The organism is Vibrio sp. 811 (genome assembly GCF_033339195.1).
In genome coordinates this window covers 46172-65501 of the sequence record NZ_JAWOUB010000001.1, presented here as the reverse complement: position 1 = coordinate 65501, position 19330 = coordinate 46172, and the positions used below count along the sequence as shown (strand labels likewise).

The window sequence follows — 19330 nt, the reverse complement described above, 5'->3', positions numbered from 1 at the left end:
CTCTTAATTTTTTGTTTTTATTTTTCTCGAAGGCCAAATCAGAAATTTAATCAAATTGCGTAAATCCAATTGGATTGGTAAAAACTGAGCTTAACAAGATTTTTTTACTGACTTAAGCACTCTGCTCAATGATAACTTACAAATAGAATATATAGCTTGCTTAAGTTCAAAAAGTTAATTGTTTTGAACTTTATCTCTTGAATTTACAGAGTAGAGGTGGATCTCCTATTTATTAATAGGTCGTTAATTGCACAATTGTAAATAAATGCATGTGACAAGGTAACATATCAAAAGAGTAGTTTTAATAACTGGTAGGTAAATTAGGGCGATACTTATAGTAAAATTTGGTAGATAGTCGTATGCTATTTTAACTGTAGTGTTGCTTGGTATTATAGAGAAAGCCGAGGCTTACTCGGCTTTCTACATTTCTAATTATAAATGAGCGAATTTATATGTTCTATAACCGCCAATCAAGTTACGAGCTTTAAAGCCTGAGTTCACTAATTGACGGTACGCGACGTTACCACGTAACCCAACTTGGCAATAAATCACGATTTCTTTGTCTTTTGGAAGTTCGTCCATACGATGACGTAATTGGTCGACAGGAATGTTGATTGCATCTTTAATAAAACCAACGTTTTCAAGTTCACCTGGGTTACGTACATCAAGTAGCACCTGGTCTTCGGTTAAGGAATCCATTTCATCATAGTGAATTGCTGTCGCATCCCCTTTGATGATGTTATTTGCGACAAATGCAGCTTGGTTTATTACGTCTTTTGCACTGCCGTAAGGGGGCGCGTAAGTCAACTCTAGATGTTGTAGCTGTTCAACCGTCATACCTGCACGCTGAGCAACAGCCATAACGTCGATACGCTTATCGATACCGTCTTTACCAACTGCTTGAGCACCTAAAATCTTGCCTGATTTCGGATCGAACAACATTTTGAATGAAACAATTTCAGCGCCAGGGTAGTAACTCGCGTGGCTTGCGGTGTGTACGTAAACTTTTTCGTATTCAATGCCTGAGCGTTTTAGCTGTTTCTCATTTTTACCCGTTGAAGCCACAGCAAGGTCAAAGATCTTACAAATCGCCGTACCTTGTGTACCTTGATAAGTCTCGCTACGACCAAGCATGTTATCGGCTGCTATACGACCTTGACGGTTGGCTGGACCCGCTAGAGGAACAAGCGTCTGCTCGCCAGTGACAAAATCTTTTTCTTCAACTGCATCACCAACAGCGTAAATTGAAGGATCGCTGGTTTGCATGTATTCATTAGTGTAGATACCACCAAGCGTCCCAATTTCTAATCCCGCTTCTTTTGCTAATTTAGTTTCTGGGCGAACACCAATAGCCATAATCAGGATATCGGTGGTTAGTTTTTCACCGTTATTAAGCGTAAGCTCCAATTCACCTTCTAAGTCTTGATGTTTCTCACTCTCACCTGCATCTACGCTAGCCACATGTTCATTTGGAATAAATTGTACAGACTCAAGAGCAACGCCCAATTTAAGGTCGATCCCTTTTTCACGGATTTCTGCGTGAGCAAAACCTGCCATTTCACGGTCAACAGGTGTCATGACTTGCTCTGCCATTTCAAGCAAAGTGGTTTTAATACCCAGTTGATGGAAGGCTTCCATTACTTCTAAACCAATGAAACCGCCACCTACAACCGTGGCGTGCTCTGGTTTGTTCATCTGGATCGTTTTAATGATGCGATCCATATCAGGGATATTACGTAGTGAGTGAGTCAACGGATTATCCAGACCAGGAATTGGTGGAACGATAGGGCCTGCACCTGGGCTAAGTAATAGGAAGTCGTATGTTTCTTCATATTCTGAGCCATCAAGAAGATTTTTTACTGTCACTGTTTTGTCTTGACGGTTTATCGATATCACTTCATTCATTACACGAACATCAACGTTGAAACGCGCTAAAAAGCTTTCTGGTGTTTGTAGCAATAATTTACTGCGATCTTTGATGTCGCCACCGATGTGATAGGGAAGGCCACAGTTAGCAAAAGACACGAAACTACCTCGTTCGAACATAATAATTTCTGCATTTTCACTTAAACGACGAGCGCGGGCTGCTGCTGATGCACCGCCAGCCACACCACCGACAATGAGAATTTTGGTCATATAGACACTCCAACTTAGCGAGTAAAAAACAAACAATAACACACTCAAAAACAAGTGAATTTTTGTTTGTTTTTAAGATGTTAATAAGAGCAATGTAAAACTATTTTAAATGTCGTCCATCATCTAGTTGACTAATGACACAAATGGACCGCGTTCAAACATAATGATTTCTGCGTCTTCACTAAGACGACGAGCGCGAGCTGCTGCAGATGCACCGCCAGCAACCCCACCAATAATCACGATTTTGCTCATGGATTTCTCCTGCTGAATGATCGAAAACGCCTACACCTTACTTAAATAAATTAGCTAAGTCTAATGTTATTTAATCTACATTAGCATTGACTTAATAATATTAATTAGTAATATCTAATAAAATGTAATGTAGTAATGAAGAGGCATAAGAATGGGCGACAGTATGCTACAAAGTGCGACCGAAGCGAGTGAGCTGCTTAAAATTATGGCTCATCCAGAGCGCCTAATCGTGATGTGTAAGCTGATTGAAGGCGAGAAAGGGGTCGGTGAACTTTTTGAAGGTTCATCATTAAGCCAATCTGCTTTTTCACAACATCTCACCGTATTGAGAAAGCACGACATTATTAAAGCTAGAAAAGTTTCTCAGCAGGTATTTTATTCAATTTCTGATGAAAGAGTTGGTCCGCTGGTTGAGGCCTTTAAGCAAGTTTTCTGTAAGTAATTAGTTTGGCGGTTGCTATGTTTGAAGTTCCTTGGATGTCGCTGTTGGGCGGCATAATAGTTGGCGTATCAGCGATAACACTGATGCTATTTACTGGCAAGACTGCTGGGATCAGTGGGATCTTAAACGGTGCCGTTGAGAACGCAGATCGCGTTTGGCGCATTGTTTTTTTAATTGCGATGGTATTAGGTGGCGTGTTTGCTGTTTATGTTCTTGGCGGGCATGTACCAGAACAGTACAGCGGTTCTGTTGTTTTAGTTATCGTTGCTGGCTTGTTAGTCGGTGTCGGTACGCGTATCGGCAATGGTTGTACTAGTGGTCATGGCATTTGTGGGATAGGGCGTTTCTCAATCCGTTCTGTGGTCGCGACGTGTACTTTTATGGCCACAGCCATGTTAACCGTCTTGCTAGTATCGTGAGGAATAGTGCCGTTATGAAAACTCATGTAATGAAAAGTATTAAGCAAATGTCCGTTGTTGCATTTTCTGGTGTGCTCTTTGGTATTGGTATGGTGGTCTCTGGTATGGCTGAACCGGCAAAAGTGATTGGCTTTCTCGATATTACTGGAGCATGGGATCCAAGCTTAGCCTTTGTAATGGGCGGAGCACTTGCGGTGTTCGTTCCAGCTTATCTTTTATTAATAAAGCCAAGAAGCGAATCTGTGTTTGGTGATGAGATTGTATGCCCAACTTCTAAAGCGATAGACAAAAAGTTAGTCGGTGGTGCTGTACTGTTTGGTATTGGTTGGGGGTTACTGGGTGTGTGTCCTGGTCCTGCGGTTGCCAGCCTTTTCACTGGCAACACACAAGTTCTGCTCTTTATAGTGGCAATGTTGGCTGGGTCATTCACCGCTAAAAGAGTGGTTCGTCAATAAAGAAAGTACTTCAACGTTAAAAATAGTACTTAAACGCTAAAAAGTGAGTGTCGTAGAAACCGGGCAATGGTCACTCAGTTTATAGTCGAGTACATCTTGTGTTTTGAAAACGGTTTGAACACCAGACGACGCCTTTAAATCACCACTCACAATAATGTGGTCTATCACCGAGCGGAATTGGTGGGTTTTATTCGGATTACGATTAGAACGCACTTTACATTCCGCTTTAGTGTCTTTAGTCACTAGCTTTGCACTAGTATTGTCCGATATCACGTCCCACAACCAATCTCCTTGATAACCCAAGCTGTGGTTAAAGTCGCCAAGCACGACATAATGTTGTTTGTTGTCCTCGCGCGCCTTTATCCACTTAGCTAGTGCCTGTCCTTGTTGTTTCACTATCTTACAATCGCGGTTATTACGATACGCGCCACTGCAACCCGCTTTCAGATGTACAGAGAGTAGGTGAGTCTCGTTTTCTTGGTTTGGATTTAAAACAAGGTAGCTCGCGAAGCGCAGCTTGCTGTTGCCTCGTGTGATAGAGAAGTCTGGCTTGTCTAATATGCTTACGCCATTGCGCACGGCAAAGCCTGTGTATTGGTTGGTGTCGTTAAACTGAAGGTGTCGGTTGGAGGCGTTTGAACGATCGGAAAGATAAATAGTGAAGTCATCGCCAACGGCTTTTTGCATTGCAGCGACGCTTTCGACTTCTTGAAAAGCAAGAATGTCGGCTTGTGTTTTATCCACATAGTGGGTCAGTTTTTCAAAATCTTGTGGTGTTCTCGACACTTTTCCACCATCTATAGATAACCACTCTATGTTCCAACTGGTTAGATTGATGGAGTTTTGAGCAAATGAAAGAGAACTAAAAAGTAATATTAACGTAACAAAAAGTGATCGCATTTTGGCCTGTTGCACTCCTATCTTTTAGCGTATTCCTTTCCATCCTTTATCCTACAAGACCTCCAAAAATAGCAAGTAGATTTAGTACCAATATTGCAATTTTCATGGTTTTCTTCGCAACTGAGATCAACGCCAATAAGATCGATTTCTTCTTGTTCGCTAGCCAATCTTTATTGATCAAAATCAATGTTTTCGAGTGGTGCTTCTCGTTAAATACGCCACAATATATTGTGTTACTAGAATGAAAAATAACCCCATATAGTGTGTTTATGGATAACTCTGTGAGTATGCTCGGGTAAGGAGAACAAAGTGAAACCAATCGTAATCAAACGCGACGGATCAAGAGCTCCGTTCAACAGGGATCGTATCCAAGCAGCAGTTGAAGCAGCAGCGGAAAACAAAGATAAGGATGTCGCTATTTATGCTCTTAATGTGGCTCTTGCTGTCGAGTTACAGTTAAGAGAACACGATGAAGTTCACATCCATGAGATTCAAGACTTAGTCGAAAATGAACTCATGCAAGGTCCTTACAAAGCCCTAGCGCGTTCTTACATTGAATATCGCCACGATCGCGACATCGCTCGTGAGAAGCAAAGTGCACTAACTCGCGAAATCGAAGGTTTGATTGAAGAAAGTAATCTGGATCTAATCAACGAGAACGCGAACAAAGACGGCAAAGTAATTCCGACTCAACGTGACTTGTTGGCTGGTATCGTAGCGAAACACTACGCGAAGACGCACATTCTTCCTCGCGATGTGGTTCAAGCGCACGACGTGGGTGACATTCACTACCACGATTTAGACTACGCACCGTTCTTCCCAATGTTTAACTGTATGCTTATCGATCTTAAAGGCATGCTGACGCATGGTTTTAAAATGGGTAACGCTGAGATTGATACGCCAAAATCAATTTCGACTGCAACAGCGGTAACAGCGCAAATCATTGCTCAAGTCGCGAGCCACATTTACGGCGGTACAACCATCAACCGTATTGATGAGGTTCTAGAGCCGTACGTAATCACAAGCTACGAGAAACACCTAGAGATTGCAAAAGAGTGGAACATTGCTGAGCCAGAAGAGTTCGCAAAAGCGCGCACTGAGAAAGAGTGTTACGACGCATTCCAATCTCTAGAATACGAAGTAAACACGCTGCACACAGCGAACGGTCAAACCCCATTCGTTACGTTCGGTTTTGGTCTTGGTACAAGCTGGGCATCCCGCCTTATCCAGAAATCGATTCTGAAGAATCGTATTGCAGGTCTAGGCAAGAACCGTAAAACAGCGGTATTCCCTAAACTTGTATTCGGCATCAAAGATGGTTTGAACCACAAATCAGAAGATCCAAACTACGACATCAAGCAACTTGCGCTTGAGTGTGCGTCTAAGCGTATGTACCCAGACATTCTTAACTACGACAAAGTAGTGGAAGTAACGGGTTCATTCAAAACGCCAATGGGTTGCCGTAGCTTCCTTGGTACTTACGAAGAAAACGGTGAGCTGATTCACGAAGGTCGTAACAACCTTGGCGTCGTGAGCTTGAATCTTCCTCGTATCGCTATCCGTGCAAACGGAAGCGAAGAGAAATTCTACGAGCTTCTAAATGACCGCCTACGTCTTGCTCGTAAAGCACTAGAGACACGTATCTCTCGCCTTGAAAACGTGAAAGCACGCGTGGCCCCAATCCTATACATGGAAGGCGCATGTGGTGTTCGCTTGAAAGCAGACGACTCAATCGCAGATATCTTCAAGAACGGTCGTGCGTCTATTTCTCTTGGTTACATCGGTGTACACGAGACAATTAACGCGCTATTCGGTACAGAAGCGCACGTTTATGATGACGCTGTTTTGCGTGAAAAAGCGGTCGCTATCATCAAGCATCTAAAAGATGCGGTGAATCAATGGGCTGACGAAACTGGCTATGGCTTTAGCTTGTACGCAACACCAAGTGAAAACCTATGTAGTCGTTTCTGCCGCATCGACACCAAAGAGTTTGGTTTGATTGAAGGCGTAACAGACAAAGGTTACTACACCAACAGCTTCCACTTGGATGTTGAGAAGAAGGTTAGCCCTTACGACAAGATCGACTTCGAGATGCCTTACCCAGAAATCTCAAGCGGTGGCTTCATCTGTTACGGTGAATTCCCGAACATGCAACGTAACGTAGAAGCGCTAGAAAACGTGTGGGACTACAGTTACACCCGCGTTCCTTACTACGGAACCAACACTCCGATTGATGAGTGTTACGAATGTGGTTACACCGGCGAGTTTGAATGTACAAGCAAAGGCTTCACTTGCCCAAGCTGTGGTAACCATGACTCAACTAAAGTATCAGTAACACGTCGAGTCTGTGGCTATCTAGGTAGCCCAGATGCACGCCCGTTTAACTTCGGTAAGCAAGAAGAAGTGAAGCGCCGAGTTAAACACCTGTAAGGTTTACTACCACTCGTTTTAACACTTTGAAAATCAACTTTAAACAGGTTGATTTTCTCTTTCGCGATAACACAGAGACGCATTATGAATTACCACCAATACTATCCAATTGACGTTGTTAACGGACCGGGTACGCGCTGCACGCTGTTTGTGTCGGGTTGTGTGCATCAGTGCCGTGGCTGTTATAACCAGTCGACGCAACGTTTGGATTCTGGTGTACTTTTCACGCAAGAAGCGGAAGACAAAATCATCGCTGACTTAAACGACACGCGTATCAAACGCCGTGGCTTGTCGTTGTCGGGTGGAGATCCGCTTCATCCTGCTAATGTGCCTCATATTTTGAAGATAGTGAAAAGGGTGAGAGGGGAGTGCCCAGGTAAAGACATTTGGGTTTGGACTGGCTACACGCTGACGGAACTGAATGACGCGCAAAGGGAAGTGGTGCAATACATCGATGTTTTGATTGATGGTAAGTTTGAACAAGACAAGAAAGACCTCAATCTCGAATGGCGTGGCAGTTCAAACCAAATCATTCATCGATTTACGGACATCTAATCAAGCATTCTCCGCACATAAAAAGGGCTCACGCGTGCATAACGGGTGAGCCCTTTTGGTGTGAGTTCGTTAATGTCTTTTTGGTTACGCTGTCACCGATTGGTCATCTTCAACCATATTATTTATCCAACGTTTAGATTGAATACGGTAAGTCGTCAGTACGCCTTTCACTAACTCTTCCGCGAGCAGAGACATCAAGACAAAATGCAAAGGCAGCCCTAACACCATGCCTGTGTAATAAGTAAGGGGGATGCCAATAGCCCACTGACCGAACGTGTCGATGAAAATGCTATAGCGAATATCAGCGCCACTCTTTAGTACGCCGCCAATCCCAACCATGTTAAACACCCTCAAAATCATACCTAGCGCCATGACTAAACATACGTTAAGTGCCATGTCTGCATCGGTTAACGGGCTCAGTACCAATAGGTGATGAATCATGGGCGAGCTCAACCACACTAGGAAAAACAGCAAGGTGGCTAAGATTGCGCTGGTTAACACATACCACCACGCCGTTTTCTCGACTCGGTCATAATGTTTTGCACCAATATCATTCCCAAGAAGAACGGATGCAGCGACCGCAAATCCCATAAAGGTTGAAATCAGTACCCCTTCAATCGGTGATAAGAATGAGATGATCGCCAGTTCTGAAACGCCCAATTGACCATAGATGATGCTGTAAACGATCAATCCACCAGTCCAAAGCGCATCGTGGACCAACATGGGTAAAGAAACCTTAAAGTACTTTTTTCGATACTGTTTTAGGCGGCCTTGTACCCAATCGAACTTAGTCGGAATTAGGTAAGCATATCGTTTGTAGAAAAAATAAATCAAGACGGCGGTTTGGAAAAATCGAGAAACAAAACTACCTACGGCTGCACCAAATACGCCCCATTGAGGGAAACCAAATAAACCAAAAATCAAAACATAATTAAGCGCGACGTTAACGACAATGGCGGAGATACTAACGTTGGTTGCCAGTTTGGTTTGGCCCACGGAGCGCAATACCGCTTCAATCGGTACTACTATCGCCGTAGCAATGAGACTAAAGCCCGTAACCACAAGATAATCACGTGCATAAGTGACGTATTCAGGATTGTCTGACATAAAAGAGACGATCTCTTCATCAAAAATCGCATAAAGAACGATAAACGGCAGCGTCACCAAAATGGAAATAAACCAAGATTGCGCCAACGTTCTGCGAATTCCGGCTAGGTTTCCTGAGCCGTAGTATTGAGAAGCAAGTACGGTAACTGCACCGCACAGGCCAAAGACAACCGCTAGGTTGAAGAAAAAGATACGATTTCCAACTCCAACTGCTGCCGTTGCAGATTCTCCGAGTAGGCTTACCATGAAAATATCCACGACGCCGAGCAAAGCAAAAAGCATGGACTGAAGTGAAACAGGTAGGCCAATCGTAATCAGCTTTTGCCAAAATGCTTTATCGATGTATTCGCGTGTTAAGAGCATCGCATTTCTCCTTAAAGATTAATGCGAGTAGTTTATCCTCATGATTTGGCGGTGTATTTTTCAAAGGAATCCAAAACCTTTGTAAAACTCTCTACTAACGCACATGTGAGCCAATAAATCATGGAAGATAAACAAGAACGCTACGCGATTTCAGAAAAAACTTATCAAGAGTTTATTGATCACAGTCGAGTATTAGCACTTGAGGAGAGAGGCATTGTGCAGTGCGGCATTGCCACTTGTCGTGACTTCTTCTCTGTTTATCGTAAAAACCAAAAGAAACACATGCTGCTCTATACGGTGCGTGGTAAAGGGTGGCTAGAGAGTGGGACTTATCGATACGATTTGGAACCGGGCTCGTTGATTACAGTACCCGCAGGTGTTGAAAACGGTTTTGGTATAGAAGAAGAACCTTGGCAGATCGCGTGGCTTTTTCTTGCTCCTGATAGAGAGTGGCCGATATTAGAATGCGATGTTCGCTACCAGCTTTCATCTACACCTGAAGTGATGTATGCATGTATCCAAACACTACTACGCAGCATTCACCTTCCAATCGATTATGGTGGTGCGGTAGGTGAGCATAGTGTGGCTCAGTTAGAGCTGATGTTAAACATGCCGCCCTCAGAGTCGATATCACGCAGCCAATTGAGGCTTCGGCGTGTATTTGACCTTGTCCAACGTCAGCTCCATAAGGATTGGAGCGTTGAGCAGGTGGCGGCTCTATATCCATGTTCGGAGCCTCATTTGCATCGACTGACTCAAAAGCAGTTTGGTCGAAGCCCAATGGCACATTTAACGCGTATGCGCATGGAATATGCTGCTAGGTTACTTCGTTCAACAGAATGGCCAATTCAGCATATTGGAGAAATAGTCGGATATCCGACAAGCGCTAACTTTAGTACACGTTTTAAAGCGTGGTCGACCATGACACCAAGAGAGTTTAGAAAAAACGGTAGAGTGGATTGGTACGACAAGGAGTGAATCGTTCTTTTTCTGAACGATAGAGCGCACAAAACTCACCGTAAGCCAGAATTTTGTTCTCTAATTGATGAAATAAGTGAAAAATCATTTCGTCATTTTTTGCGATGGTGTTAACGTGAGGTTCGGTACTTGAATTTCAAAGGGTTATGACTTTCATGTTTTCTAATCTCCCAACTCCCGTATTAGATCCTATTTTATCTCTATCCGTTGCATACCGTAACGATGAACGTCCAAACAAGGTTGACCTTGGCATTGGCGTATACAAAAACAGCGCAGGCGAAACGCCGATTATGAAAGCCATTCAAATGGCGCAGGATGTCGTTGTTGAAACTCAAAAAACCAAGTCTTACGTTGGTCTTGCGGGTTGCGAAGAATTTAATAAAAGCATGATCGATTTGCTGCTGACGGGAACGTCTGCAATGGATCGTGTTGCAGCAATTCAAACGCCAGGTGCAAGTGGTGCGCTGCGTATGCTCGGTGATCTGATGAAGATCGCACAGCCAGATACGACGGTTTGGATTTCCAACCCAAGCTACGTAAACCACAAGCCAGTAATGGAAGCAGCAGGCCTTAAAGTTAAGTTCTACCACTATTTCTCTTCGGAAACGAAACAAGTAGACACCGCAAAAATGATGGATGATCTTGCGAAAGCTGGGCCTTCAGATGTGGTACTTCTTCATGGTTGTTGCCACAATCCAACTGGTGCGGATATTGACTTATCTGCTTGGCAAGCCATTACAGAATTGTCGCAGAAGAACGGTTTCATCCCATTTGTGGACATTGCCTACCAAGGCTTCGGTGATGGCCTAGAAGAAGACGCAAAAGGTCTTCGTTTTATGGCAGATAACGTTGAAGAGATGTTGATTACTACTTCATGTTCGAAGAACTTTGGTTTGTACCGTGAACGAACTGGTGCAGCGATTGTGGTTGGTAAGAACATGCATGATGTAACTAATGCAAAAGGTAAACTCCTCACTCTAGCTCGCTCGACTTACACGATGCCACCCGACCATGGTGCAGCTTTAGTCAAGACCATTCTGCAAGATGACAAGCTCACTTCCGTTTGGAAGCAAGAATTGAGTGAAATGCAACATCGTTTGGTTAGCCTTCGTCAAAGTTTGTGTAACGAGTTGAGAAACAACCATAATACAGATCAATTTGATTTCATTGAGGGTCACAAAGGCATGTTTACTGTGCTAGGCTTTAGTGGAAACCAAATGGCGCAACTGCGTGAAGATTATGGCATTTATGGTGTTGGCGATGGTCGAATTAACATTGCCGGACTTACCGAAACTCATATTCCATACGTAGCGGACGCAATTAAGAAAGTATCTCAAGCTTAATTGGAGTGTGGATGAAAAACTGGAAACTGATTCTGCCGCTTATGATGAGCGGCAGTTTAATTGCTTGTACGTCAACTCAAACGACGCAGGAACCTGTTGAGCCAGAGTCGCCAAAGGTCGAAGAGCCCGTTAAAGTCGAGCCAGAAGTGAAACCTGAGGTAGATCCAAAGCCAGAGGTGGAGCCCAAACCAGAAGCGAAACCTGAGAAAAAGCCGGAACCAAAACCTAAGAAGCCAGTCAAGGTCACAAAAACACCCGATGGCATGTTAATTCTTGGTTCTGAAGAATGGGTTTATGTTCCTGAAATTGACCAGACTTTCAAGGCTAGAGTCGATACAGGTGCGACAACATCATCAATTAGTGCGACTGACATTGTTCCGTTTGAGCGTGATGGTAAAGACTGGGTTAAATTTAAGATAGATTTAGGTGACAAAGACACCAAAGAGTTTAAAGTACCCGTTGAGCGCTGGGCTAAAGTTAAGCAGTCTTCGTCAGAAGAGGTGGATAAACGAGCGGTGGTAAAAGCCTACATTACCGTTGGGGATCACAAAGAAAAGACAGAGTTTACGTTAGCGGATCGCGGACATATGACGTTTCCAATTTTGCTTGGTCGAAGCTTTTTTAGAGATATCGCCGTTGTAGATGTATCGAAAAAATATGTGCAAGATAAACCTAAAAAAACCGCTAAAAACTGATGTATTAAAGCTGGTTTCTGCTACAAGCTAATAATTCGTGATTAACAAAAAATGGCCTCCAAAATCGGAGGCTATTTTTATTGAATCATATGCTTGCTTGTGATGCCCTAGTAGTCATGTCCACTAAAATGCAAAACGAGCAGACATTACAATTTGCTGGCCATAGACACCATTATTTTTGAAATCTGCACCAAGCGATAGTTGCTGAGTTGAGTGGAATCGTGCGCCCAGATTGTAAATGGTGTTCGAATCGTCATTATCTATGATTTGGCCGATACGGCCATGTAGCTCAACATTTTGCATAAACCAAATACGAGTGCCAATATTCACTTCCGTGCGCCACTCGTCGCCCACTTTATCACTGCCGTTCTCCTTAATGTTGTGTACCAACATTTGGCCATAAATATCTGCAAATTGGCCTGCTGGCCCATTAAAGCCTATACCACCAGCAATGTCCCAGTCTCCGCTAAACTCACTGTCTGCGCGAGCAATGAAATGGGTATTCTCTGTAAAGTAGGTATTGAACTCGCCACCAAATGTACCAGGGCTAGTACCCATGCGAAATTCCATCGTGTTGTAGTTGAAATTATTTGCATGTGCGGAAAGTGGCAAAATAGCACACAAACCAAAGGCTGCAACCTTTAGAGCTTTACCTAGCATGGTGTCTCCGGGCAAGATGATTAAAATGAACAAAAAAATGGTCTGCAAAAAGCAGACCAAGATTGATAAAGCTATCATTTTAAGTGCTTGCCGTCACTATTTAGCTGTAATCGTCACTACATCATGTTGATATGCACAGCAATCGGGGTTTTGTTTTACATGACCACGAGTTGTTCGACTTCAATCTCTGGTTTGTTCCCGCCTTCAAATTCGCCAAACAGACGGACTTTAGTCGTGTGATCAATCGGAGTATTTAGCTGAATATCGTCATCGAGTTCGACCATCACTTCACCGGAACCATCGCTAAAGACAAACTTATCCGAGCGAACTTGACGCAATAAGTTACCTTCAACGACCACATCTTTTTCAGTAAACATATTGGAGTCGTTTAGCAAGGCATCCAATTTTTCCACAGTGACAGGACCGTTAAACTGCAAGTTTGATTGGTTTTGAGCGTTATCTTTCGCGAACGCGATAGAAGGAGCAATAGCTAAGGCGGCGATTGTTGCGATAATTGTATTCTTTTTCATGTTACATCCTCATCGGTTTGTTTTGATGGGTTCATTAAAACAGGGCTTGTTTGAACCAATGATGATTTCAACATTCATATTCTATTCATTTGCTTGAGTAAGTGGGGACGATGACGTTATGATTGTTCATCTTCCTCTATTCCTTACAAATGTTCATGAAATCAGCGATCCCATCTTTAATGGTTCAAGGCACCACTTCGGATGCCGGAAAAAGTGTCCTTGTGGCAGGTTTATGCCGTGTATTAGCAAGAAAAGGGATAAATGTTGCCCCATTTAAGCCACAAAACATGGCATTAAATAGTGCGGTAACCAAAGATGGCGGTGAAATAGGTCGAGCACAGGCCGTTCAGGCACAGGCGTGTAATATTGAGCCAACCGTACATATGAATCCGGTTTTAATTAAACCTAACAGTGATACAGGTGCTCAGATCATTTTGCAGGGTAAGGCGATTTCCAATATGGATGCGGCTGGCTTTCATGATTACAAGAAAGTGGCGATGGACACGGTGTTAGATTCCTTCTCTCGTCTGACTCAAGAATTTGATTCGATCATTATCGAGGGCGCGGGGAGTCCTGCTGAAATCAATTTACGAGAAGGCGATATTGCAAACATGGGTTTTGCTGAGGCCGCTGATGTACCAGTGATCATTGTCGCTGATATTGATCGTGGTGGAGTGTTTGCACATTTGTACGGAACACTTGCGTTACTTTCTGAATCTGAACAAGCGCGAGTAAAAGGATTTGTTATCAACCGTTTTCGAGGTGATATTCGTTTATTGCAATCGGGCCTCGATTGGCTAGAAGAAAAAACAGGTAAACCTGTACTTGGTGTACTTCCTTTTCTTCATGGTTTGAATTTAGAAGCAGAAGACGCGATCACTGCACAGCAAGAGTTGCACTCTGAGGTAAAACTGAATGTTGTTGTGCCTGTTTTAACCCGGATTAGTAATCATACTGATTTTGATGTGCTGCGATTGAATCCAGACATCAATCTACGTTATGTAGGTAAAGGCGAAAAAATAGATAAAGCCGACCTGGTTATTTTGCCTGGGACCAAATCGGTCAGAGACGATCTGGATTATCTAAGAAGCCAGGGGTGGGATAAAGATATCTTGCGTCATATTCGTCTTGGTGGAAAAGTGATTGGTATCTGTGGCGGCTACCAGATGCTTGGAAACTTGATTGATGATCCAAACGGCGTCGAAGGCCAACCAGGTCAAAGCGAAGGACTTGGCTTGCTTGATATCACTACGACGCTAACTAACAGCAAACAGCTTACAAACACACAAGCACAGCTTTCTCTTAACGGCAAAACAGCCAATGTAAAGGGTTATGAAATCCACGTAGGGCGAAGTGAAGTACGGGGCCTGCAACCTCTTACATTCAGTTCCGGTGAAGCGGAGGGGGCGATCAGCGAGTGTGGCCAAATCATGGGAACCTACCTTCACGGGTTCTTTGACGAGGCAGATGTCTTAAGCCTGGTATCAGAATGGGTAAACGGCACCCAAATCAAACAACAAGACTTTGAAGAGTTAAAGGAGCAAGGCATTAATCGCATCGCAGATGCGATAGAACAACATGTGCGCCTTGATTTTTTGTTTAAATAGCCCATTAACTGATTGAACTTTATATTTAAATAACCTGTTCTTTCGCTTGCCTTGTATTGGAGTATCTCTATGAAAGCATGGAAACAGTATGCTTGCCTTACGGTAGTATTAAGCATTTCATTTTCAGCAAACGCAGCAACGAACCTAAAAGTGTATGCAGCCTCTTCTATGACGAATGCGATTAACGAGATCGCGCAAAACTTTGAAGAAAAGTATGACGTTTCTATCACTCCCGTTTATGGTGGTTCTTCTTCTATCGCTCGACAAATTATCAATGGCGCACCAGCGGATGTATTCATTTCTGCGAACACGAAATGGATGGATTATTTGGTCGATAAAGACGTTATTTATCGTGACAATGTCACAAATATAGTGCGCAATAGCTTAGTGTTGATTGCTCCTCAGTCTTCAGAATTAACCTCATTTAACTTTTCTGATGCAAAGGCATGGGAGAAGGCATTGCATGGAAATCGTCTTGCTTTAGGCAATCCGACGTCAGTACCTGCTGGTATGTACGCGAAAGAGTCATTGACTACACTGGGTGTATGGAAAGCGGTTCAAACTCACGTCGCACCAGCAAAGAATGTGCGCTTAGCTTTGGCGTTGGTTGAACGTGGAGAAGCGCCTTTAGGTGTGGTCTACAAAACCGATGCTCAGTTAACTGATAAAGTCAAAATTGTCGGCGAATTTGCGAGTGATACGCATGCGGCTATTGTTTACCCGGCTGCAATTGTGAATGATTCTACTGAGTCGGAGCAGTTCTTCCAGTACCTAAAATCGGACGAAGTCGCACGCGTTTTTGCTCAATATGGCTTTCAGCAATAAACCGGCCTTCAATTATAGGAACGAAGCGTGACAGAACTGGAATACCAAGCCTTAATGTTAAGCCTCAAAGTAGGCGCGTACGCAGTACTTTGGCTGATTCCTCTCGGCGTTTTTCTTGCTTGGCTACTTTCTCGAAAAACGTTCTTTGGTAAATCGATTCTCGATAGCTTAATTCATTTACCACTGGTATTGCCGCCAGTGGTAATCGGCTATTTATTGTTGATTTCTTTAGGACGACAAGGGTTCCTTGGAAAGTGGCTCTATGAAAACTTAGGGGTAGTATTTAGCTTTAATTGGAAAGGGGCAGTAGTCGCTTGTATTGTCGTGGCTTTGCCTTTGATGGTTCGTTCAGTACGCTTAAGCTTAGATAGCGTCGACCCTAAATTGGAGCACGCAGCCTCTACGTTAGGCGCTTCTCCTTTAAAAGTGTTTCTCACCGTCACGTTACCACTGACCATTCCCGGAATTATTACGGGCACGATGCTGTCATTTGCTCGTAGTCTTGGCGAATTCGGGGCGACGATCAGTTTCGTCTCTAACATTCCGGATGAAACCCAAACGATTCCGCTGGCAATGTACAACTTTATTGAAACGCCAGGTGCAGAAATGCAGGCGGCTCGTCTGTGTATCATTTCTATCGCGTTAGCCTTGTCTACATTAATGATCTCTGAATGGCTAAATCGTAAAGCGGCAAGTAGATTAGGTGCGAAGCAATGACGATTAAAGTCCAATTTAAACAAATGCTTGGTGAGACTGACTTCGACATCAAACTTAAGTTACCCTGTAACGGAATTAGTGCCTTGTTTGGACGATCTGGTGCAGGTAAAACGACGTTGATTAACATCATCAGCGGATTGGTCACTCCAAGGCAAGGGTATGTTGCGGTTGGTGAGCATGTTTTGTTTGACAGTGAACAGGGAATAAACCTACCAACGCACAAGCGTGGCATTGGTTATGTGTTTCAGGATTCACGTTTGTTTCCTCACTATTCGGTTCAAGGCAATTTGTTGTATGGCGTTAAAGAAAAAGATGACGAGTATTTTGATGCAGTCACCGAACTCTTGTCTATCAAACCGTTACTAAAGCGCTTTCCGATATCACTTTCTGGTGGTGAAAAGCAACGTGTTGCGATTGCGCGCGCATTGCTATCTAAGCCCAATTTGCTTTTGATGGATGAGCCACTTGCCTCACTCGATATGCCAAGAAAGCGTGAGGTAATGCCTTTTCTCGAGGAGTTGTCGGAGAAGGTAAATATCCCTATTATCTATGTCACACACAGTCTCCAGGAAATTTTAAGGCTTGCTCAGCACCTTGCAATTATTGACCAAGGTAAAATTTCGAGTTCAGGTAAGCTTGAGGAAGTGTGGGCTTCTCATGCTATGCGTCCATGGCAATCTTTCTCAGATCAAAGCAGCTTATTTGAAGGCCGGATTGCTGAACATCATGAACGTTATGCACTGACTTGTATCAACCTTGCACCTAATGTATTCCTGTGGGTGCAAAAGATTGACGGAACACCAGACACGCCAATACGCTTGCAAGTGCGTGCCAATGACGTTTCTATCACGCTCGAGCAGCCCAAGGCGACGTCGATTCGAAATATTCTGCCTGCTATTGTCGATTCCATCGAAGTGTTTAACGCAGCCGATGACAAACAGAGTATTAATATATCACTCAAGCTAGACGAGAAATGTTATTTGTGGGCAACGATCACACCGTGGGCCCTTGACGATCTCAACCTAAAAGTTGGTAGCCGTGTTTTTGCACAAATTAAAGGTGTCAGTGTGACACAAAAAGATATGGCACTAGCGCCTCATTAACCGTTTAGACTGATTTACGCTTCATGATCAAAAAAGGCCGCAAAGTGCGGCCTTTTTTACTAGAAGAATGCCGGAATTACTTCGCGAATACTTCTTTGAACTCACGCTTAAGAAGTGGGTCACGACGTGCTTTCTTCAGTTGCTTAACCATGTCTTTCACGCAGTTGTGAAGCACATTATCAAGTAGTTGAGCACGGTATTCTTCTTTATCTTCATCTGTCATGTTTTCTGGCAGATTAAGAGTAGGGAACTCTTCCATAACATTAATACCAGCGAATGCTTGGCCTACAGAAACTAGAGCATGAAACTGTTCAAAGTTGTCTAGAATGTTCTGTGCACTTGCTGGCATTTCGTCCCATGATTCACGTACCGCTTCTTCAGACACTTCATGGATAGAGGTAACCATTTCGAACATTTGCTCTGGAACTTCGTCAAATTCGATAACTTTACGTAGCTCTGGAGAAATGCTGGCTAGATCGATTTTTTTGCTTTCGCTGTTAGTTGCTTCTGACATGGTGTGTCTCTCATTACAAAAAGGCGGGAATATTAATACCAAATGCATCAAATAGCTATACCCATTAGTCCGCAAGATGACCAAAGTGAATGAGTTTGTTGAACTTCTGCTCACAGGCCATGATTAGATAGGGTAACGTTCAGTCTAACTGCTTTGATATTCAAACAAAAATATAGCACTTAATTATGAGTCGAATGCAACAACTCTATGAGTATGGTATATGTTTAATAAAGACATAATTAAAAATGGAACGCGTTATGCAACCGACAGGGACATCGATGCGAATCCTTCTGGTTGACGATGTTCAGCTAGACAGGATGCAGTTGGCTATTCGTCTAAAGCAACTTGGACATATTGTAAAAGCCGTAGGTAGTGGACTAGAGGCGTTAAATACCTATGAGAGCTTTGATCCGGAACTGGTGTTACTCGATATATCAATGCCAGATATGAACGGTTTTGAAGTCTCTCTTCATATAAGAGAAACGTTTCCGGATTGGATCCCAATTATTTTCTTGAGTAGTCACGAAGAGCCAGAAATGATTGCTAAAGCCATAGATGCGGGCGGTGATGACTATTTAATTAAGCCGGTAGATAAACTGGTACTGAACTCTAAACTTATCGCAATGCAGCGTATTGCTCATATGAGACGAGAGCTTAAGCAAGCGACAGCTCAATTGGAGCAGGTTAATCAACTTTTGACTCAGCAAGCGAATGAAGATGGCCTAACCAAACTCTATAACCGCCGTTATATCGACCATAAGTTGGAATCGATGGTTGCATGGCATGGCCGTCACAACATGCCAATGGCTTTGATTCTATTGGACGTCGATTTTTTTAAACCGTTTAATGATAATTACGGTCATATTGAAGGCGACCGTTGCTTGCAAGCGATTGCGAATCAACTCAAGGCTACTTTTTGTCGCTCTGGGGAATATGTAGGTCGATATGGTGGAGAAGAGTTTGTTGTGTTGCTAGGGTGTACCGACACTCAAACAGCAGAAAGAGAAGCCGAGCGTATACAAGAGGCTATGTATTTTCTCGATTACCCACATGAGTATTCTAGTGTGTCAAATAGAGTGACAGTGTCACAGGGTGTTTTTGTTTTTCAACCGACAGGGAAAGAAGTGCAATCAGACTTGTATGCAACCGTTGATAAAGCACTATATACCTCGAAGTCTTTGGGAAGAAACACACATACTGTAGTTCATTCTTTTTAAAAACAAAATCTTATGAATGCTACTCTTTTTGTTGCGTTGTCACTTTTTGGTGGTTATTTTAAAGCTAACTCAAAGTAAGATA

At 43.3% G+C, this 19330-nt stretch carries 19 protein-coding genes and 1 pseudogene; 13 read left to right on the top strand and 7 right to left on the bottom strand.

What is annotated here, in order from left to right; translation table 11 throughout:
* Positions 1 to 432 precede the first annotated feature (432 nt).
* Together R7Q46_RS00310 and R7Q46_RS00305 are read right to left on the bottom strand one after the other, a co-directional pair.
* Entirely contained in the window at positions 433 to 2136 is a 1704-nt protein-coding gene (locus R7Q46_RS00310) for an FAD-dependent oxidoreductase (RefSeq protein ID WP_318077194.1), read from the bottom strand.
* A 126-nt stretch (positions 2137 to 2262) separates the two neighbouring features.
* Positions 2263 to 2388 (bottom strand): annotated as a pseudogene (locus R7Q46_RS00305) (pyridine nucleotide-disulfide oxidoreductase); the annotation flags it as partial.
* Positions 2389 to 2539: 151 nt separating this feature from the next.
* Between R7Q46_RS00305 and R7Q46_RS00300 the strand changes: the two are divergent.
* Genes R7Q46_RS00300 through R7Q46_RS00290 form a run of 3 tightly spaced genes read left to right on the top strand, consistent with a single transcriptional unit; the run spans position 2540 to position 3704 of the window.
* Positions 2540 to 2830, top strand: coding sequence for an ArsR/SmtB family transcription factor (locus tag R7Q46_RS00300; RefSeq protein ID WP_005376206.1), 291 nt, complete (start codon positions 2540 to 2542; stop codon positions 2828 to 2830).
* 5 nt (positions 2831 to 2835) lie between these two features.
* On the top strand, positions 2836 to 3249 hold the full coding sequence (locus R7Q46_RS00295; protein WP_372058356.1) for a YeeE/YedE family protein: 414 nt from the start codon (positions 2836 to 2838) through the stop codon (positions 3247 to 3249).
* A 14-nt stretch (positions 3250 to 3263) separates the two neighbouring features.
* Positions 3264 to 3704, top strand: a complete 441-nt coding sequence (locus R7Q46_RS00290; protein ID WP_031781165.1) for a YeeE/YedE family protein — start codon at positions 3264 to 3266, stop codon at positions 3702 to 3704.
* Positions 3705 to 3740: 36 nt separating this feature from the next.
* Here R7Q46_RS00290 and R7Q46_RS00285 read toward each other — a convergent pair whose 3' ends face one another.
* A complete protein-coding gene (locus R7Q46_RS00285; RefSeq protein ID WP_213871123.1) occupies positions 3741 to 4604 on the bottom strand; it encodes an endonuclease/exonuclease/phosphatase family protein in 864 nt (287 codons plus the stop codon).
* 309 nt (positions 4605 to 4913) lie between these two features.
* Here R7Q46_RS00285 and nrdD point away from each other — a divergent pair, with 309 nt between their 5' ends.
* Both nrdD and nrdG read left to right on the top strand, forming a co-directional pair.
* Positions 4914 to 7034 carry an anaerobic ribonucleoside-triphosphate reductase gene (gene nrdD, locus R7Q46_RS00280; RefSeq protein ID WP_213871122.1) on the top strand — a complete coding sequence of 707 codons (2121 nt, stop codon included), beginning with the start codon at positions 4914 to 4916 and terminating at the stop codon, positions 7032 to 7034.
* 84 nt (positions 7035 to 7118) lie between these two features.
* On the top strand, positions 7119 to 7589 hold the full coding sequence (gene nrdG / locus R7Q46_RS00275; RefSeq protein ID WP_213871121.1) for an anaerobic ribonucleoside-triphosphate reductase-activating protein: 471 nt from the start codon (positions 7119 to 7121) through the stop codon (positions 7587 to 7589).
* Between the two features lie 84 nt (positions 7590 to 7673).
* Here nrdG and R7Q46_RS00270 read toward each other — a convergent pair whose 3' ends face one another.
* Positions 7674 to 9059, bottom strand: a complete 1386-nt coding sequence (locus R7Q46_RS00270; protein WP_213871120.1) for an MATE family efflux transporter — start codon at positions 9057 to 9059, stop codon at positions 7674 to 7676.
* Between the two features lie 120 nt (positions 9060 to 9179).
* Here R7Q46_RS00270 and R7Q46_RS00265 point away from each other — a divergent pair, with 120 nt between their 5' ends.
* The 3 genes from R7Q46_RS00265 (at position 9180) to R7Q46_RS00255 (ending at position 12075) form a co-directional block, all read left to right on the top strand.
* On the top strand, positions 9180 to 10037 hold the full coding sequence (locus tag R7Q46_RS00265) for an AraC family transcriptional regulator (protein WP_017634626.1): 858 nt from the start codon (positions 9180 to 9182) through the stop codon (positions 10035 to 10037).
* A 155-nt stretch (positions 10038 to 10192) separates the two neighbouring features.
* Positions 10193 to 11380 (top strand): aromatic amino acid transaminase, encoded by a 1188-nt coding sequence (locus R7Q46_RS00260; protein ID WP_005376216.1) that lies wholly within the window; start codon positions 10193 to 10195, stop codon positions 11378 to 11380.
* An 11-nt stretch (positions 11381 to 11391) separates the two neighbouring features.
* Positions 11392 to 12075 carry an ATP-dependent zinc protease gene (locus R7Q46_RS00255; protein ID WP_047101086.1) on the top strand — a complete coding sequence of 228 codons (684 nt, stop codon included), beginning with the start codon at positions 11392 to 11394 and terminating at the stop codon, positions 12073 to 12075.
* 123 nt (positions 12076 to 12198) lie between these two features.
* Here the strand turns inward: R7Q46_RS00255 and R7Q46_RS00250 are convergent, their stop codons facing one another.
* Both R7Q46_RS00250 and R7Q46_RS00245 read right to left on the bottom strand, forming a co-directional pair.
* Positions 12199 to 12735, bottom strand: a complete 537-nt coding sequence (locus R7Q46_RS00250) for a hypothetical protein (protein ID WP_017634623.1) — start codon at positions 12733 to 12735, stop codon at positions 12199 to 12201.
* A gap of 155 nt (positions 12736 to 12890) precedes the next feature.
* Positions 12891 to 13265: a YgiW/YdeI family stress tolerance OB fold protein gene (locus tag R7Q46_RS00245; protein WP_005388037.1), complete on the bottom strand. Its 375-nt coding sequence runs from the start codon at positions 13263 to 13265 to the stop codon at positions 12891 to 12893.
* Positions 13266 to 13420: 155 nt separating this feature from the next.
* Between R7Q46_RS00245 and R7Q46_RS00240 the strand changes: the two genes are divergently transcribed.
* The 4 genes from R7Q46_RS00240 to modC all read left to right on the top strand — a co-directional run bounded on the left by R7Q46_RS00240 (position 13421) and on the right by modC (position 17517).
* Positions 13421 to 14872 (top strand): cobyric acid synthase, encoded by a 1452-nt coding sequence (locus R7Q46_RS00240; RefSeq protein ID WP_213899945.1) that lies wholly within the window; start codon positions 13421 to 13423, stop codon positions 14870 to 14872.
* Positions 14873 to 14941: 69 nt separating this feature from the next.
* Positions 14942 to 15697 (top strand): molybdate ABC transporter substrate-binding protein, encoded by a 756-nt coding sequence (modA, locus tag R7Q46_RS00235; RefSeq protein ID WP_318077193.1) that lies wholly within the window; start codon positions 14942 to 14944, stop codon positions 15695 to 15697.
* 27 nt (positions 15698 to 15724) lie between these two features.
* Positions 15725 to 16414, top strand: coding sequence for a molybdate ABC transporter permease subunit (gene modB, locus R7Q46_RS00230; RefSeq protein ID WP_225495875.1), 690 nt, complete (start codon positions 15725 to 15727; stop codon positions 16412 to 16414).
* Positions 16411 to 17517, top strand: a complete 1107-nt coding sequence (modC, locus tag R7Q46_RS00225; RefSeq protein ID WP_318077192.1) for a molybdenum ABC transporter ATP-binding protein ModC — start codon at positions 16411 to 16413, stop codon at positions 17515 to 17517. Before modB ends, modC begins: the two co-directional genes overlap by 4 nt.
* A gap of 76 nt (positions 17518 to 17593) precedes the next feature.
* On the opposite strand, the gene R7Q46_RS00220 is transcribed toward modC, so the two are convergent.
* On the bottom strand, positions 17594 to 18031 hold the full coding sequence (locus R7Q46_RS00220) for a DUF3069 domain-containing protein (RefSeq protein WP_005376232.1): 438 nt from the start codon (positions 18029 to 18031) through the stop codon (positions 17594 to 17596).
* 257 nt (positions 18032 to 18288) lie between these two features.
* On the opposite strand from R7Q46_RS00220, the gene R7Q46_RS00215 reads away from it, so the two are divergent.
* Positions 18289 to 19248 (top strand): diguanylate cyclase, encoded by a 960-nt coding sequence (locus tag R7Q46_RS00215; protein ID WP_258474456.1) that lies wholly within the window; start codon positions 18289 to 18291, stop codon positions 19246 to 19248.
* Positions 19249 to 19330: the final 82 nt, after the last annotated feature.